The organism is Lysinibacillus boronitolerans JCM 21713 = 10a = NBRC 103108, from assembly GCF_000772935.1.
In the GTDB taxonomy this organism is placed as follows: Bacteria; Bacillota; Bacilli; order Bacillales_A; family Planococcaceae; genus Lysinibacillus; species Lysinibacillus boronitolerans.
In genome coordinates this window covers 217,820-234,253 of the sequence record NZ_JPVR01000081.1, presented here as the reverse complement: position 1 = coordinate 234,253, position 16,434 = coordinate 217,820, and the positions used below count along the sequence as shown (strand labels likewise).

The 16,434-nt window shown below is 38.1% G+C and carries 18 protein-coding genes; 16 read left to right on the top strand and 2 right to left on the bottom strand.

Going from position 1 to position 16,434, the window contains the following annotated elements; translation table 11 throughout:
* Positions 1-111: 111 nt before the first annotated feature.
* Complete coding sequence (locus tag CD31_RS21725) at positions 112-507, bottom strand: hypothetical protein (RefSeq protein ID WP_036081202.1); 396 nt, start codon at positions 505-507, stop codon at positions 112-114.
* A gap of 192 nt (positions 508-699) precedes the next feature.
* Between CD31_RS21725 and nagZ the strand changes: the two genes are divergently transcribed.
* From nagZ to CD31_RS21690, 7 genes are all read left to right on the top strand, one after another.
* Positions 700-2,388, top strand: a complete 1,689-nt coding sequence (gene nagZ, locus CD31_RS21720) for a beta-N-acetylhexosaminidase (protein ID WP_036081200.1) — start codon at positions 700-702, stop codon at positions 2,386-2,388.
* A gap of 66 nt (positions 2,389-2,454) precedes the next feature.
* Positions 2,455-3,891, top strand: a complete 1,437-nt coding sequence (locus tag CD31_RS21715; protein WP_036081197.1) for an AcpB/EbpR/MafR family transcriptional regulator — start codon at positions 2,455-2,457, stop codon at positions 3,889-3,891.
* 203 nt (positions 3,892-4,094) lie between these two features.
* On the top strand, positions 4,095-4,802 hold the full coding sequence (gene deoD / locus CD31_RS21710) for a purine-nucleoside phosphorylase (RefSeq protein ID WP_036081194.1): 708 nt from the start codon (positions 4,095-4,097) through the stop codon (positions 4,800-4,802).
* Positions 4,803-4,864: 62 nt separating this feature from the next.
* A complete protein-coding gene (locus tag CD31_RS21705; RefSeq protein WP_036081191.1) occupies positions 4,865-6,046 on the top strand; it encodes a NupC/NupG family nucleoside CNT transporter in 1,182 nt (393 codons plus the stop codon).
* A gap of 168 nt (positions 6,047-6,214) precedes the next feature.
* Complete coding sequence (locus CD31_RS21700) at positions 6,215-6,643, top strand: hypothetical protein (protein ID WP_036081188.1); 429 nt, start codon at positions 6,215-6,217, stop codon at positions 6,641-6,643.
* A 167-nt stretch (positions 6,644-6,810) separates the two neighbouring features.
* Positions 6,811-7,749 carry an oxygen-dependent tRNA uridine(34) hydroxylase TrhO gene (trhO, locus tag CD31_RS21695; RefSeq protein ID WP_036081186.1) on the top strand — a complete coding sequence of 313 codons (939 nt, stop codon included), beginning with the start codon at positions 6,811-6,813 and terminating at the stop codon, positions 7,747-7,749.
* Between the two features lie 299 nt (positions 7,750-8,048).
* Positions 8,049-8,942 carry an SDR family oxidoreductase gene (locus tag CD31_RS21690; protein ID WP_036081184.1) on the top strand — a complete coding sequence of 298 codons (894 nt, stop codon included), beginning with the start codon at positions 8,049-8,051 and terminating at the stop codon, positions 8,940-8,942.
* Positions 8,943-9,084: 142 nt separating this feature from the next.
* On the opposite strand, the gene CD31_RS21685 is transcribed toward CD31_RS21690, so the two are convergent.
* The gene (locus tag CD31_RS21685) at positions 9,085-9,576 is read right to left on the bottom strand and encodes a DinB family protein (RefSeq protein WP_036081181.1); all 492 of its coding nucleotides are present in this window, start codon (positions 9,574-9,576) and stop codon (positions 9,085-9,087) included.
* 227 nt (positions 9,577-9,803) lie between these two features.
* Between CD31_RS21685 and CD31_RS21680 the strand changes: the two genes are divergently transcribed.
* The 9 genes from CD31_RS21680 (at position 9,804) to CD31_RS21640 (ending at position 16,426) form a co-directional block, all read left to right on the top strand.
* Positions 9,804-10,010, top strand: a complete 207-nt coding sequence (locus CD31_RS21680; protein WP_036081178.1) for a helix-turn-helix transcriptional regulator — start codon at positions 9,804-9,806, stop codon at positions 10,008-10,010.
* Positions 10,010-10,501 carry a hypothetical protein gene (locus CD31_RS21675; RefSeq protein WP_036081175.1) on the top strand — a complete coding sequence of 164 codons (492 nt, stop codon included), beginning with the start codon at positions 10,010-10,012 and terminating at the stop codon, positions 10,499-10,501. Before CD31_RS21680 ends, CD31_RS21675 begins: the two co-directional genes overlap by 1 nt.
* A gap of 161 nt (positions 10,502-10,662) precedes the next feature.
* Positions 10,663-11,250: a VanZ family protein gene (locus CD31_RS21670; protein WP_036081172.1), complete on the top strand. Its 588-nt coding sequence runs from the start codon at positions 10,663-10,665 to the stop codon at positions 11,248-11,250.
* 112 nt (positions 11,251-11,362) lie between these two features.
* Positions 11,363-11,674, top strand: a complete 312-nt coding sequence (locus CD31_RS21665; RefSeq protein ID WP_036081169.1) for a hypothetical protein — start codon at positions 11,363-11,365, stop codon at positions 11,672-11,674.
* A 1,470-nt stretch (positions 11,675-13,144) separates the two neighbouring features.
* Positions 13,145-13,375, top strand: a complete 231-nt coding sequence (locus CD31_RS21660; protein ID WP_036081166.1) for a hypothetical protein — start codon at positions 13,145-13,147, stop codon at positions 13,373-13,375.
* Positions 13,376-13,466: 91 nt separating this feature from the next.
* The gene (locus CD31_RS21655) at positions 13,467-13,973 is read left to right on the top strand and encodes a GNAT family N-acetyltransferase (RefSeq protein WP_036081163.1); all 507 of its coding nucleotides are present in this window, start codon (positions 13,467-13,469) and stop codon (positions 13,971-13,973) included.
* A gap of 106 nt (positions 13,974-14,079) precedes the next feature.
* On the top strand, positions 14,080-14,583 hold the full coding sequence (locus tag CD31_RS21650) for a hypothetical protein (RefSeq protein WP_036081160.1): 504 nt from the start codon (positions 14,080-14,082) through the stop codon (positions 14,581-14,583).
* 243 nt (positions 14,584-14,826) lie between these two features.
* Positions 14,827-15,324 (top strand): RNA polymerase sigma factor, encoded by a 498-nt coding sequence (locus tag CD31_RS21645; RefSeq protein ID WP_052125422.1) that lies wholly within the window; start codon positions 14,827-14,829, stop codon positions 15,322-15,324.
* Positions 15,311-16,426 carry a hypothetical protein gene (locus tag CD31_RS21640; RefSeq protein ID WP_036081155.1) on the top strand — a complete coding sequence of 372 codons (1,116 nt, stop codon included), beginning with the start codon at positions 15,311-15,313 and terminating at the stop codon, positions 16,424-16,426. Before CD31_RS21645 ends, CD31_RS21640 begins: the two co-directional genes overlap by 14 nt.
* Positions 16,427-16,434: the final 8 nt, after the last annotated feature.

Sequence of the window (16,434 nt, the reverse complement as noted above, 5' to 3'; positions counted from 1 at the left end):
CCACTTTTAACTTTCTATCCGTCACTTTAGGATTGCTATCCACTACTTTGCACATTTTATCCGCTTTCCTAGAGAAAACCCTCATAGCATCACTATAAGGGCCTTCATCCTTTATTGAACAAGTGCCAGCAAAAATTGATCGCGGTCTGCTTCTTCCTGCATTTTACTGTCGACAAGCATTGCACCTGATTGGACACTTGTGATGTCGTTGTCTACAAGAAACTGTACATTCACCTTGGCTACTTCATTGTTAACCGTGCAATCACCCTCAAACTCTACAACATCCTGTCCCTTTTGTGTTTCAAAATAAACCCAATATGGATTTTCACAGGCAGAGGCAAAGGCACTCTCCAAAGTTTTTGTACTATTTTCATAGGAATAGTTTTTTACGTATGTAATGTATTCATTGTCTGTAATATCCTTTTGTGGACCATAGAAGTACCAAAATACCGCTAAGATACCGATTGGCACAATCCACAATATATTTCTTTTACTTAATTTCCCCATATGTTATATCCCCCTTTATGTGAATATTTTAACATCTTCTTTTGTATTTTTGCTAGCTTACGATAATATTTTCTATAGAAGGCCGCGATTCTGTTCATTACGTGAGCTTTGAATTCAGGTGGCAGTTATGATAACGTTAGTTGATAGATTTCTATCGATGTCGCCAAATTGCTTGGTGAAGGAGGTTTTTACATGCATAAAAGTAGACGTGGTTTGCTGCTAGTTCTTGTGCTGATGTTAATGGGTCTAGCCTTTTTTATCGGCATGAAAATGAGGCCAGTCACACAGCCGACTAGAAATCCTGAGACAACGCCCGTTCAAGAGGATGCGTCCGAACAGAAAGGTGGTTCAGAGAATGTAGAGGCCCTCATACAGACTATTGCTCAATTAGCGCGAGAGGGAAAAGTACCTGAAGTGCCATTTGCAGCAGGAGATACACAACAACAAGCGGTTCGTGAGCAATGGGGAGAACCACAGCAGGTCACTGAATCCGCCAATGGACAATATGAAGATTATGAGGATGTGACGATTGGCTATCGAGGTTCACAGGCCTTCGATATCCGTTCATCGAAAGAGAATATCAAAAGCATTCATTTTGCAGCAATTAAAAATAAGTTGGGTGAACCTGATGAAGTTCGTTACTATCAGGATCCATCAACCAATCAAATTATTCTTGTCTACCAGGTAAATGCCAGCTATCAATTAAAGTGGATCTTACCGAAACCGACTGACAGTGATGCCAATCCTGCGGTTCATCATATTTCGGTCTATACAGAACTGAAGCCACAAGCACCAGATACAGTGGTACAAATGACATTGGACGAGAAAATCGGTCAAATGATGTTTGCGGGTGTGTCAGGTACGGCGCTTCAGCAGGAGACAACAAGCCTCATTCAAAAGGCAAAAGTAGGTGGCTTGATTCTTTATGGCAATAATCTTGAAACACCCCAGCAAACGGTCACATTGATGAATGACTTAATGGCTGCCAATTCGAATAATCGGCTACCACTTTTCCTTGGCACCGACCAAGAGGGTGGCAAAGTAGTCAGATTACCAGGCGCTTTAAAAAATTTCCCAACGAACAAAAAAATTGGGGACATTAACCAATCCAAGTTTTCATTTGAAATAGGCCAATTATTAGGGGAGCAATTAAAGGCATTTGGCTTCAATTTGGACTTTGCGCCTGTATTAGATGTCAATAGTAATCCGAATAATCCGATTATCGGGGATCGTTCATTTTCCGATGATCCAGCTATCGTCAGCAAATTGGGCATTCAAACAATGAAGGGTCTGGAGTCGGAGCAGGTTATTCCTGTCGTGAAGCATTTCCCTGGGCATGGTGATACATCTGTGGACTCCCATTTAGAATTGCCAAAGGTGACGAAAAGCTTGAACGATTTGAATCAGCTAGAGCTTGTCCCATTTAAAGAGGCCATTAACAATGGTGCAGATGTCGTCATGGTCGCACATATTTTATTGCCAAAGATCGATCCACAGTACCCTTCCTCCATGTCGAAGGAAATTATCACGGGTATGCTAAGAAAGCAACTGGGCTTTGACGGTGTTGTTATGACTGATGATATGACGATGAAAGCTATCACGAATCATTATGCGATCGGGCAAGCAGCTGTCGATTCGATCAAGGCTGGTAGTGATATTATTTTAATCGCTCATGAATATGCCAATATTACAGCAGCGATAGAAGCGGTGAAGATAGCCGTCAGCAATGGGGAAATAACAGAGGAACGCATCAATGAGAGTGTCCAAAGAATCGTAAAGCTAAAAGAAAAATATCAGCTTGTCAATCAGCCCGTGACTGCGGTCGATGTGAACAAGCTTAATACAGACATCGAAAAAGTATTGAATACGTATATGAAATAAAGGCGAAAAGGGACATACAGCAACCGATGTATGTTCCTTTTTGTGAATGATGGATAGGGTGAGAACGTGGATAAGGAATTCAAATTAGCTAGTCAATTATTACTGCTGCTAGATTCTGAACAAAGGTGGTTTACTTTAGCGGAGGTGGAAAAAAGCTTACATATTTCGGATAAGACCATACGTAAGCTCGTAGAAGAAATCAATCGGCAATTACCAGTAGCAATGACGATTGACGTATCTAGAGGAAAGGGAATTTTTCTACAACGCGATGGGCGAAGTACAACCGTTAGTGAAGTGCTTTCGAGCATGTTCAGGCAAACCATCTTCTATCGCTTCATGCACTTATTGTTTATCAATGGGCAACATTTTTCGATGGAGGAGCTAGCAGAGGCGATGTATATGAGCACCTCCTCGTTGAAGAAGCTGATTATGCAACTAAATAATCATGATTTGAAGCCATATAAGCTACGCATTACATACTCGACGCCAGCCGTAAAGGGAAACGAATTGAATATTCGCTACTTTTACTGGAAGCTATATGGTGATGCCTATGAGTATACAGGATGGCCATTTACCAATAGTGACGCTGATTTTATCAATCAATGCATCACACATATAGAGCATGAGCAAAGCATAGTTTATTTTATTAATTCCAAAAGGAAATTATCCTTTTTAGTGGCGATTGTATTGGAAAGAGCGAGAAAGGGAAACTATGTCAAAATTACGGAGGATGATTACGCTTGGGAAAGTGGAATGTTCTATTTGCCCGTAAAGGACTTTACACAGGCACTGGAAGAAAAATTCTCGATTGAATTACCAAGGAGTGAATTGTTTTTTATGCAATCTCTATTTAGTCTAAGCCAATATCATTATTATGAAGGCTCAGACATGACGCCAATGAAGGAAATCGAATTATATAAGAATAAAGAAATGGATCAAATGGCGCAGCAGCTGTTTTCCCTATTGGCAAAGGCTTACCCAAATCTGGATATGAATGAGCGGTTTAGCTTGGAGGTATATGAGTTCTTGGACAAGCTTTTAATCGATAATGCCATCCCTGAATGGCTGATGATTTCAAAAAGTAATTTAACAAACTATGTTCAAATTGAATGTCAGCAAATTTACCAAGATATGCAGACCTGTATGCAGACGTGGCAAAAATCGTACCCTGCTGTCCTATATAATGACTTTCATTTAACCAAGCTTACCTTACTTGTTCGTTCAGGGCTACGTTATAAAAGTAAACGAGCCTTCTTGGTCATTGGAGAGGAATTTTCAATCCGCCATTATATCGCCAATTTAATCAAGAATGAAATTGGGGACCAGCTGATTATTAATACCTCTATTATGAAGGGGTTAACGGATGAAATGGTACAGCAGCATCACATTGATTTTGTCATAAGTAATTTCCCTGTTGCCTTAACGACAGTGCCAGTTGTTATTATATCCACGATTCCTTCCAAAAGGGATTTAGATAATATTCGTCAGGAACTGCTTCGATAATTTGGTCAATTATTTCCTGTACACTACGTAACAATCTGGTCTAGTTTGTCATCATCATTAAATCTTATACTCATAGTAGTTTCTGAACAGATTTCTTGTAAAAGAGATCGTGTTGGAAATGGCTATGGGTATTTTTTATTGGTAAATGAAAACGGTTACCTAATTGGATTTAAGATAAATGACATGTTTTTGGAGGTATGAAAATGAGTAGACATTTAGGAGCAAAAAAGGGAGAAATAGCTGAGCGTGTCTTGCTACCTGGAGACCCATTACGTGCAAGATTTGTAGCAGAGCATTTTTTAGAGAATGCTTATTGCTATAACGAGGTAAGAGGAATGTATGGTTACACAGGTACATTCAAAGGCGTGCCGATTTCCGTGCAGGGGACGGGCATGGGGAATCCATCGATGAGTATATACGGTACTGAACTGGTTAACGATTATGGCGTGAAGAAATTGATTCGTATCGGCACATGTGGTGCGATGCAAAAGGATATTCAAATCCGAGATATCATATTAGCCCAAGCAGTCTCTTCAGACAGTAATTTGACGGAGAAAATTTTCTACGGCAATAATTATGCCCCAATAGCAGATTTTCCCTTATTAATGAAAGCGTTTCAACAAGCACAAGGAAAAAAGGGAAATGTCTTTGTTGGCAACATTTATAATTCAGATGAATTTTATCGTGAAACATTAGACAGGCTTCATAAGTTTATGGAATTCGGTGTTTTAGGAGTAGAAATGGAAAGCACAGCTCTCTATACTTTAGCCGCAAAATATGGGGTAAAGGCATTGTCTATTTTGACGGTCGGTAGTCAATTATTAACAAATGAAAGCTTAACGCACGAGGAAAGTGAAAAATCCTTTTTTGATATGGTGGACATTGCTCTTCAAACAATCATCGATGAGTAGGGGATTATGCTGGATGGGAAGAAAAGGCATTTGAAAACATTGTTCGTAACGGAGGGGACAACATGCATTATATCATTTCGATAGTAGGACTACTACTCGTGCTATTTTTAGCATGGCTTGCAAGTAATAATAAGAAAAAGATTAAATACCGCCCAATCATTGTGATGATTGTTATCCAGCTTGTTTTAGGGTTTCTATTACTGAAAACAGGTATCGGGGAATTTTTAATTAAAGGATTTGCTGATAGCTTTGCAAAACTACTTGAATATGCCAACGAAGGCACAAATTTTGTATTCGGTGGGATGGCGAATGAAGGCGCACATACATTTTTCCTCTATGTTTTAATGCCAATCGTATTTATGTCAGCCATCATCGGCATATTGCAACATTATAAGATTCTACCGTTTATGATTAAATATATAGGTTTCGTATTAAGTAAAATCAATGGGATGGGTAAACTAGAATCCTATAATGCGGTTGCAGCGGCAATTGTAGGGCAAAATGAAGTATTCATTTCAGTAAAAAATCAAATTGGCTTTTTACCAAAGCATCGACTCTATACCTTGTGTGCTTCTGCGATGTCAACGGTATCGATGTCCATTGTGGGCTCTTATATGACGATGCTAGAGCCAAAGTATGTAGTGGCAGCTCTCATATTAAACTTGTTTGGTGGTTTTATCGTGGCCTCGATCATTAATCCGTATGAAGTGCAAGCGGAGGAAGATATAATCGAAGTGCAAGAAGGTGAAAAGCAAACATTTTTTGAGATGCTAGGCGAATACATTATGGACGGTTTTAAGGTGGCCATCATCGTCGGGGTTATGTTAGTAGGCTTTGTTGGGTTAATTGCCCTCATTAATGGTGTGTTTAATGGCATTTTTGGCATCACATTCCAAGGCTTCCTAGGCTATGTCTTTGCCCCAATTGCCTTCGTCATGGGTGTACCGTGGCATGAAGCTGTGAATGCTGGTAGTATCATGGCGACAAAGCTTGTGGCAAATGAATTCGTTGCCATGCTGGACTTCGTTAAAATCCAAGACAGCTTTAGTGAGCGTACAGCAGCCATTGTCTCTGTTTTCCTCATATCCTTTGCTAACTTTGGCTCGATTGGTACTATCGTAGGTGCCGTAAAAGGGTTAAATGAAAAGCAAGGCAATGTGGTGGCACGCTTTGGATTAAAATTGCTATACGGTGCCTCACTTGTAAGTGTTCTATCAGCCATCATTATTGGCATTGTGTTTTAAAGAGAAGAAATGAGAGGTGCATATTTTAGGCGCATCAATTCCTAAAATATGCTTTTTTTTGATCTTTTGTCAGGTGAGAAACATTGTAACTTTCTTCCGTGATTTTCGTTTGATCTTTAAGAGGTTGAATTGTACCAGCAGTAAAAATTCATAAGGGGAAGGATAAGAATGAAAACTTTCTATCATTGTTTAATCATGTGGATACCTTTTATAGTGCTGTTTGCCTTAGCTGGATTTGGCTTAGAGGTTTTAGAAGGAAGAAAAATCAGGACATCAGAATATATGACGGGATTTCGTGATTTAGGCGTTGGTTATATGTTCTTAATGGGCTCTTTTGCTTTTATTCTCTATCCGATTTCATTTTTACCACTAACATTGCTTGTGAGTCGTTTTATGAAAAATTGGCTGTATAAAGTGGCTTCCTTTACTTTATGTGGTGGGGCAATAGGGGCTTTTTCCTGCATAATCATCTATGATTCGCGATTTATAGAAGAATATAATGTAAGCATTGTCAATTCGATGCTTATTTTTGGGATTGCGGGTTTACTCAATGCTTTAGTAGAAAATGCGGTGAAGAAAAATATAAAATTTGTTTAACTAATGAATATGTCTTTTTTCATCTAGCGGAATATGGAAAAATAGATTTCTACTCATTTCAGTCTAATTACCGATAGCATATTAACGGATTTTCCTTTATGGTTAATAAGTCGTAAAAGACACTATCAGGAATATCCTGCAAATATTGAAATGATAGGTGGAAAACAATGAATTATCAAGTTTTATTATATTACCATTACACGAAGATTGAAGACCCAGCGGCGTTTTCAGCAATGCACTTAGAAATGTGTAAAGAAATCGGTCTAAAAGGTCGTATTTTAGTTGCCAAAGAGGGCATTAACGGTACTGTTTCTGGTACGATTGAGCAAACAGAGCAATACATGGCAAACATGCAAGCAGACCCATTATTTGAAGGCATTGTCTTCAAAATCGATGAGGCAGATGGACATGCATTCAAAAAAATGCACGTACGCCCACGACCTGAGTTAGTCAACTTAGGCTTAGAAGAAGACGTCAACCCACATGAGTTAACAGGTCGCTACCTGTCACCAGAACAATTCCTTGCTGAAATGCAAGATGAAAATACAGTAGTATTAGATGTACGTAACACGTATGAATATGATGTCGGCCATTTTCGTGGTGCGATTCGACCAGAGGTAAAGAACTTTCGTGATACACCAGAATGGGTCCGTGCAAACCGTGAGCTATTCGAAGGGAAAAATGTTTTAACCTATTGCACGGGAGGGATTCGTTGTGAGAAGTTTTCGGGTTGGATGAAACGTGAGGGCTTTGGCAATGTTGGTCAATTACATGGTGGTGTTGCCACATACGGAAAAGATCCTGTTGCGAAAGGTCAACTATGGGACGGTCAAATGTACGTATTTGATGAGCGTTTAACAGTGCCAATCAATCAAGTAGAGCATGTGATTGTCGGCCGAGATCACTATGATGGGGAACCTTGTGAGCGTTACATTAACTGTGCAAACCCTGAATGTAACAAGCAAATCATCGCATCTGAAGAAAATGAAGCTAAGCATTTAGGTGGCTGTACAATCGAATGTACAAAGCATGCGCGCAACCGCTACATCGTGCGTCACAATTTAACAGAAGAGCAAGTAGCTCAAGCAATTGAGGCGTTAATTTAAACATACAAAACGTTATTAAATATCTTTCATAACCCACGTTATAGAAGTTCTTAAAACACTCAATGTAAGTGTTCAAACTATCCATTTCAACATTGGACTAGTCTGCTCGCTTACATAGGGTGTTTTTTTTCTTTTGTAAGGAAAATGTAAATGACTCCATCATTGGTGGAAGGGCGGAAGAATCTGATGCTGTTTAAAGTAAATGTTCAGAGGGTATTCAACAAAATGTAACAGGATTTAAATAGTGCAAGCACGCAAAGTGTTTGTTACTAATTAATCAAGATAGGAGATGATAGTTGATGGGAAACCCACATCTAACCGATCCACGCAAGAAATTTCATACCGAAAAATTTCCAAATCAAGAACAAAACACGCCAGCGCTACAGAGTGAAATGATCCCCAAGCCTGACTGTGGAGAAGAATCATATAAAGGTTACAATCGTCTGAAAGGGCGCAATGCATTGATTACTGGAGGCGATTCTGGGATTGGTCGTGCTGCCGCCATTGCCTATGCACGTGAAGGCGCTAATGTAGCCATCCAATTCTTCCCTGGTGAAGAGGAAGATGCCAACGTCGTTAAAGAATTAATTGAAAAAGCAGGCAGAAAAGCATTACTGCTACCATATGACTTACGAGAAGATGGCACAGCGACAGAGATTGTTACAAAAACAGTGGAGGCCTTTGGCGGATTGGACATTCTTGTATTAAATGCTGCGCAACAGATCGCACAGCCATCCCTAAGTGATTTAACAATTAAACAAGTGCAAGACACTTTCAAAGTAAACATCATCAGCATGTTCGAGACCGTAAAAGCTGCTGAGGAACACTTGGAACCAGGAAGTGCAATTATCACCACCACATCGGTTCAATCTTTCGATCCATCCTCATCTTTAATGGATTATGCCGCGACAAAAGGTGCAATAAGCAACTTTATGGTATCCCTATCCTCGTACTTTGCTTCTAAAGGTGTTCGTGTCAATGGTGTTGCACCTGGCCCGATTTGGACGCCGCTTCAGCTAGATAACGGGAAATTAGAAGGAGAGATTCCTGAGTTTGGCCAAAATACGCCCCTCGGCCGTTCTGGACAGCCCGTAGAGCTTGCGCCCGTGTATGTTCTTCTAGCCTCGGATGAAGCAAGTTATATCACAGGTCAGATTTATGGAGTGACAGGTGGTAAGCCAATAGACTTGTAATCTTAAGTTTGTGACAAATATAAAACCTCTATGTAGGTGAAGAGCGATAAAGAAAAGGTAAAAAATAATGCCCCCTAAAGTTAGTAGTTTGTCTCTAACTTGAGGGGGCATCTTCTTTTCATTCACAAATTTGAAGCATCGTTTATAGGTAGGAGCGCTTAGCTGGCCATGATCCTTGTAGTTTACGAAGTTGAACAATTTGTCCTGTATGGTAAGCGTCGTGCAAAAGGATATTTAAATATTGTTGCCAAACTGGAAGAGCGGGACTAGGTTGATCTAATGCCTCTTCTTGCAGGGAGGCTAATGAAGATTGTAAGGCATCATGTACGTGAAGTGTTCGCTTCACTGTTTCTTGCCAAGCCTCTTCATCATGAGCGTCGCCTTGGACAAACGTTTCATCATTAGTTTGTGGTGCAACAAATGTCTCATCTTTATGTAAGCGAGAAAGTAAGCGCTCTTTAAAGATTAGTAAATGGTTTACATTTTCCCAGATCGTATTAGCGGCATTTCCTTCTGGTTGCCAACTAGCTTGCGCAGCAGTGAGATTCTTTAATGCCTCTGATAACGGTGGGTACCATTCCTCTTCGTAAAAAACCTGATTGACTCCATTTTGCAAGAGCTCTTTTTTACTCATTTGGATTGCCTCCTTTTTGTAACGCTCAAAACATTCCTTACGATTAATTTATCAAATTTTCCGAAAATAGTACATAGTAATAGAATTTTGTTGTTCTTTACTCGCCATTGCCATTTCACCTAACTAAAAATCAAATTGTAAAGTTTGCTTGACATATGTAGTGATGTAAAGTAAACTTTACTTAAAATTAAATGTATAGTTTGCTTTACATTTATAAAGGAGGCATTATGAAAAACAGAATTCGAGAATTACGAAAATTGAAGAAGATTACGCAGGAAGAATTGTCGAAACAAGTTGGCGTTTCACGGCAATCGATCATTGCTATTGAATCAGGAAAATTCAATCCATCCTTAGAACTTGCCTACAACATTTCCAAAGCGTTCAATAGCACAATTGAAGAAGTGTTTATATTTGAAGAGGGGGAGAATGAATAATGGAGCTTAATATCTGGGGTATGATTGGATTGTATGGGGGAGTGCTTGGTGGACTCCTTGGATGGTGGTTCGGGCGACAGAAAGCTAGAAAAAACAGAGGCTTAGACGAGCTGTACTATCATATTTGGCAAAAGGCGAGATCCTATTCATGGTATGTGACATTAGGAGCGCTGTATGTTTTCTTTACGTTACTCAGTTTTGGGATTGAATTAAGCACTGCTATGGTTTTAGGTATCCTTTTATTAACACACGTAGCGAGTTGGGGAATCATCGGAATTATGATGACCATCAATATGTTCAGTGCAGCCCCGTTACAGCCCTCGCGTGTGAAGGTGGGCCTATTCATCTTCATTACGTCCATTATTGTATTCACGATAATCTCGATCCTGACGACAAACTGGCTGTTTTTATTATTTAGCATTCCACCTAATTTAATTGCACTTTTTACTGCACTTATTCCGAAGCGAAAAGATGCCGAGGTAACCTACTAAACTTCATACTAATATCGTACCGTTTTTTCCCCTATAGATATGGTGGTCTATGGGGGTGTTTTTTTATGACAATTAAAGCATCTAAATGGAAAAATGGTTTTGACTATCATTGTTAAAATAAGTAAAATGATAGTTGTTACAAAATTTAGGAGGTGTTTACTTTGCATACAAACTACGTTCTATATAATATTGTTCCTTTAGGATTTTTAGTTTTGTTGTTCTATATTTTTATAGATGTATTTCTTGATTACTTTAGAAAAGAAATTAAGCATAATCAAAGACGCGTTATCCTAGACAGCTTTCTCTTCTATTTACTATGTTTACTTCAAATTAAAGTAGGGGGAATAACGCTTTTACCTCTAAATCCAGCAGACGATAGTAGGAGTTTTATTACAGCTAATGATTGGTTTGGAATTTTTGATAGTATCCACTTCAATATGTATTTGTGGAGCTATTCAGCTTTAGCTTATAATTTTTTATTATTACTCCCTTTAGGGATATTTTTATTCGTTCTTTTCCATTTTAATTATAAAGCCATTTTAATAGTGATATTGTGTTGTTTAGGTATAGAGCTTTTACGTCTCCTATTAGGGTCGTTTAATTTAGTTCCTAGGAACATTGGTTCTGTAGATGCTATTTACTTGTTATGTAATATACTTGGTGGAATAGTTGGTATAGTAATAGTGAAAATATTTATGCATATACAAGTGAAGCGAAAAGATAAAGTTTATAAGGGTAGTTTTAATTGAATAATGTCTTCGGCAATCGGGCGCGTTTATTTATGTAGTTATTTGAAACCTTTCCCACAATTTACCGTTAAGTATTGTTAAACAGCAATACAAATAGAAAGAGGGATTCGTTATGATGGGTTGGCTTAATATTGGCAGTCTCTTACTAGGACTAATCGCTTGGATACTTCCAGTTATTTATCTAATGGGAAATAATAAGCATGAACATGCTAATTGGGGCATCCTTTCCGTTCTCAGCATCAGTGCCTGCGCAATTTCAATTAGCTTCCAGATGTTTTATCAATATCATTTAGTAAAAATTGAGGATTGGACGGCACTCATGGACACGACACGTGCAGTCGTGATCGCCACAGCCGTCCTTCTCATTTTTACATTGCTATTAAATGGCCTTACTTTTATTGTATATCAAAAGAACAAAAAGTAAGAAATTCGTTGCCTGTTCGTATGATTGAAATATATTTTTGGTTTTCAGAGAGTGTAATTTTGGGTCTTTTACAATCGGGCGCTTTATTTAGTGAAAATCTACTCTTTCTCGTGAGATGCTAAAAGAACCGACCACGCTATAGTAAAATATCATAGGAAATATTTGTATAGAACAAAGGCTATGAAAAAAATAGCATCAATTATTTTTTACGAACAGAAAGTTAGCGGTTGATGAGAGGTGCATGTAAAACGAGTGAGAATTCATCTTGGAGCTGTGTACCGAAAAGATCATTCTAAGTAGGCTACACCCGTAAGCATCCGAATCATGTGCGAGAGTATCGTCAAATGACCGTACTTCTTAAGGTAAGTAATGTGAATTGCTTATAAATTAAAGGTGATAACACGAGTTGAATCGTCCTTTTGGTTAATCCAAAAGGGCGTTTTTTTTATTCCTTTTTTGAGCAAGTATTTGAAAATCTAAACGTATGAGGAGTAAGCATTAGGAAAGATAATCATCAAGATTCACAACTAAAGCGTGGAATTAAGTGCGCGTCACATGCAATTAATTGCACTTGGCGGATCCATTGGGGTTCTGAAGTAGCGGATAAAACATGAAAAGTAGCGGATAGAACGTGAAAAGTGAGGGATAGAGCAGGCAAAGTGAGGGATAGGTTCTGAAGTAGCGGTTAAAACGTGAAAAGTAGCGGATACAACGTGAAAAGTGAGGGATAGAGCAGACAAAGTGAGGGATAGGCTCTGAAGTAGCGGTTAAAACATGAAAAGTAGCGGATACAACGTGAAAAGTGATGGATAGAGCAGGCAAAGTGAGGGATAGGTTCTGAAGTAGCGGTTAGAACGTGAAAAGTAGCGGATACAACGTGAAAAGTGATGGATAGAGCAGGCAAAGTGAGGGATAGGTTCTGAAGTAGCGGTTAGAACGTAAAAAGTAGCGGATACAACGTGAAAAGTGATGGATAGAGCAGGCAAAGTGAGGGATAGGTTCTGAAGTAGCGGTTAAAACGTGAAAAGTAGCGGATACAACGTGAAAAGTGAGGGATAGAGCAGACAAAGTGAGGGATAGGCTCTGAAGTAGCGGTTAAAACATGAAAAGTAGCGGATACAACGTGAAAAGTGATGGATAGAGCAGGCAAAGTGAGGGATAGGTTCTGAAGTAGCGGTTAGAACGTAAAAAGTAGCGGATACAACGTGAAAAGTGAGGGATAGGGCCATCTATTTTGCTCCTTTTCATCTAAGGGTCATATTGTTGAGTAAAGCAATACATCTTACATTTGCGTGTTTATCATTTAAGTAAAGTTTCCAAACAAAGCTTCTGGCACTTTAAGTTTCAGCATTTTAATACATGATATACTTAAACACACTTGAATTAACACAAGGTATATTGTTATCTTTGTAGAATCTAATGATTATAATAAATTGCGGTGAAATTCAATTCTATAAAGGGAGTGTAAAGGTGGATCTACTACTTTGGGTAACTATTGGTTTCATAATCATTGGATTTGTTGTGCTCGCTTCTATGAAAAAAGATATGGAAAGTAAGGTCGCTTTTATAAAGTTGAATATGGAAGAAGAGGGAAATTCATCAAAAGCTAAAGCTGTAGTTTGGTGGATATGGAGTACCACTGCTTGGGGGATAGCGAGTATGTTTCTTGTTGTTTGGTGTGTCCATCATTACTTTGGGTAACTTTTTGGCTTCAAATGTGCTAAAAGCAGGTACTGCGTATATCTAAATGAAATATAGTAGCAAAATAGATTAAAAGCAAAGGGTGGGTAGTTTGAAGATTATCGAGACGGAACGATTATACCTGAGAGCGTTAAAAATGGACGATCATCATGAATTATCAAAAGTGCTTTCCGATCCAGAGTCTATGCAATATTATCCGCATCCTTTTAATCAAGAAGAGGTTAAAAATTGGATCAGCTGGAATGAGAAAAATTATAAGCAATATAATCACGGACTATGGGCAGTTGTTTTAAAAGAAGGGGATCGATTTATCGGTGATTGTGGGATAACCATGCAGAACATTGACGGTGTATGGTTACCTGAAATCGGGTTTCACATTATTAAAGCCTATTGGAATAAGGGGTACGCTACAGAAGCGGCGTTTGCTTGTAAGAAATATGCGTTTAATGTTTTGGGCTATTCTGAAATATTTTCATATACGACCTTAAAAAATATTCCATCACAAAAAGTTGCAGAAAAAATTGGGATGGAAAATTATAAGTTTTTTGAGAAGAATGGTGAACAACAAATCGTTCAAGTTGCCTACAAAAGTTTATGAATAGTGAGTAACTCATTTTTTATTCCAAAAAAGGGTGCGTTTATTTAGGAACGTGTCTTTTTCTTTTAAAGAGTTAAATAGCATTCATTTTTCAAAGGGGGATTGAATGAAGAAATATATAAAAGGTTTAGTACCTTGCATTTATTTGATAGTGTCGTTCTTTGTACTATCTGGCTGCAATGCTCAAAAAGGTGGTAATACTTATTATTTATTATTGATGGGTGAAAGTAAAAGCTGGAATCTAACTGGTTATGAAATTGCTATAACACCAGAAGACTTTAAAGCAGGATTTGGGACCTTAAAAATGAAAAACGTCAATGCGTATATGACAGATTTCTTCCATTTTGAAACGCATGTGGTGATAGAGAGTGATGATTCAGTAGTTCATACTGATTCAGTTACTGGTGAGACGAATATAGCAAAATATACAACTGGTGCTATTGCAGGGCCATACATCAATAAAAACGGTGACTTTATTACACTGAAAGATATACATGAGATTTATGTGGTCGTTGAATGGTGGGATATTAGCAGGAACGAAAGTATAAAAGAAAGAATAGATTTATTTAACAAATCGAACAAAGATCAGTCCTTCTTGAACGAACTATAGTTATAGTTGAATAACGATTTTCTCGGACGCTTTTCTGAAATAATAGGAAAGCGTCTTTCTTCATGAAAAGAGCCCTTATGAGTAAGCCCATCTACTACATAGGCATTGTTGCATCATCTAGAAGTGCATTGCATACTACTGCAATCTTGATAAAAAGGCTACTCTAAAATATTTCCAGGAGATTGAACAATTTTTTAGAAAACGAGCGTCTAAGTAGTAGGATTGAAACGAGGTGAGTTGTTGTTGGAACAAATCGTAGAACAATATGGTGAATATTTGTATCATCTTAGCTATTTATATATGAAGGATTTTCAGCTTGCAGAGGAGATTACACAGGACGTGCTCATGAAGTACTTATTACATAAAGACGATTTTAGAAAAGATGCTTCATTGAAAACGTATTTAACCCGTATCGCTATTAATTGCTGTCACGATGAACTACGAAAACAAAAGAGAAAATCATTTATTTCAAAGCTTTTACCACTAGGCAGAACTGAACCATCTGTGGAGCAAACGTATATAGCAACTGAAGATTTTGCAACTTTAAAGCAAATTGTCTTTGCATTACCACTTCATTATAGGGAAGTCATTGTACTGTTTTATTATGAAGAATTTGATGTTTCTGAAATTGCTAGTTTATTAAATGTCTCACAAAACACCGTTCGTACAAGGATTCGTCGAGCGAGAGAATTGTTGAAAACAAATCAGGAGCTGGAGGCACTATTTTATGAAGGAATTTAAAGACAAGCTAAAAGAAGAATTGCGACAAGATGCCCCATTTACAAACGACATCAAGCAACGCATATTGCAAAAGAAACCCATAAAAAGAAAGTTTAACTGGCAGGTCATCTCGGTCTCTATTGCAGCTTGTTTCATTATTGGGTTAATGCTTTTCGTTGAATTTTCTCAAAAGAATAACCTACAAACCGCAAGTCAGCAAAATGAGCTATTACCGATTGTCGATGATGTTTCCTCTTTAGACATCATTAGACCGAAATATGCCCATCTACTTGGGGAACAATGGATGCTGCATTTTTTGCCAATGATTATCGATAAGGAAGCCCCCATTACGTATGGCGATTATATTGCCTTTTATGGAACGGATGGGCTTGTCGTTTCAACTGTAGTAGGATTAGGGAATGATCATGTAGCAATGAAGCAAGGGCAAATTTTAGTAGAGGATACCCCATTAAAAGTTCATGGATTAAATGAGCAAATAAAAAAAGAGGATATTAATGACCCATTTAAGAATCCTTACTTTTTTCATAATTTTGGAACAAGACCAGCACCATTCAATGACAAATCGATTTCTGCGAAAGAAAAAGAAATTGTTGTCTATGACAGTGACGAAGGCCATACGATTATGAAAATTAGTGAGGGGCAATTAGTCGGTAAGGTCGTAGGCTTTCAAAATTTTGAGCTAACATTTGAATTGACTGAACAGGAGCAGCAAGTTTTTGATGCCTTTAAAGCGGATTATAATATTGAAAAGTTAAAAAATATGACACCCCAAGCGATTACTAAAATGTTTTTATTGAGTGATATTGAAAAAGATTATGAAACATATGAAGCATTGTTTACAACAAATAGGAACGAAGAAACAGAAAGTGTTCGAAGATATTATGAGAAAACGAAAATCGTACGTCAGGAGTTGTTTACAAAGGAAATAAATCGCCTTATTATTGCAAACCTCTTTGCTGGGCTAGAACATGCGGAGTTTGAGCAACAAACAGATACAACAGGGGTTGTAAAATTTATTTCACTTGAAGGACCAACAGAGCTAGATATGGAGAAAAATGCCCAAGGAATTTGGCAGCCAGCCTTTAGCAGGGGAATTTATTAGCTTTTTAG

Bases quoted from the DNA above. Each gene is read 5' to 3' on its own strand.
- CD31_RS21725 (WP_036081202.1), bottom strand. From the start codon at position 507: ATGGGGAAATTAAGTAAAAGAAATATATTGTGGATTGTGCCAATCGGT.
- nagZ (WP_036081200.1), top strand. From the start codon at position 700: ATGCATAAAAGTAGACGTGGTTTGCTGCTAGTTCTTGTGCTGATGTTA.
- deoD (WP_036081194.1), top strand. From the start codon at position 4,095: ATGAGTAGACATTTAGGAGCAAAAAAGGGAGAAATAGCTGAGCGTGTC.
- CD31_RS21705 (WP_036081191.1), top strand. From the start codon at position 4,865: ATGCATTATATCATTTCGATAGTAGGACTACTACTCGTGCTATTTTTA.
- CD31_RS21700 (WP_036081188.1), top strand. From the start codon at position 6,215: ATGAAAACTTTCTATCATTGTTTAATCATGTGGATACCTTTTATAGTG.
- trhO (WP_036081186.1), top strand. From the start codon at position 6,811: ATGAATTATCAAGTTTTATTATATTACCATTACACGAAGATTGAAGAC.
- CD31_RS21690 (WP_036081184.1), top strand. From the start codon at position 8,049: ATGGGAAACCCACATCTAACCGATCCACGCAAGAAATTTCATACCGAA.
- CD31_RS21685 (WP_036081181.1), bottom strand. From the start codon at position 9,576: ATGAGTAAAAAAGAGCTCTTGCAAAATGGAGTCAATCAGGTTTTTTAC.
- CD31_RS21680 (WP_036081178.1), top strand. From the start codon at position 9,804: ATGAAAAACAGAATTCGAGAATTACGAAAATTGAAGAAGATTACGCAG.
- CD31_RS21675 (WP_036081175.1), top strand. From the start codon at position 10,010: ATGGAGCTTAATATCTGGGGTATGATTGGATTGTATGGGGGAGTGCTT.
- CD31_RS21665 (WP_036081169.1), top strand. From the start codon at position 11,363: ATGATGGGTTGGCTTAATATTGGCAGTCTCTTACTAGGACTAATCGCT.
- CD31_RS21650 (WP_036081160.1), top strand. From the start codon at position 14,080: ATGAAGAAATATATAAAAGGTTTAGTACCTTGCATTTATTTGATAGTG.
- CD31_RS21640 (WP_036081155.1), top strand. From the start codon at position 15,311: ATGAAGGAATTTAAAGACAAGCTAAAAGAAGAATTGCGACAAGATGCC.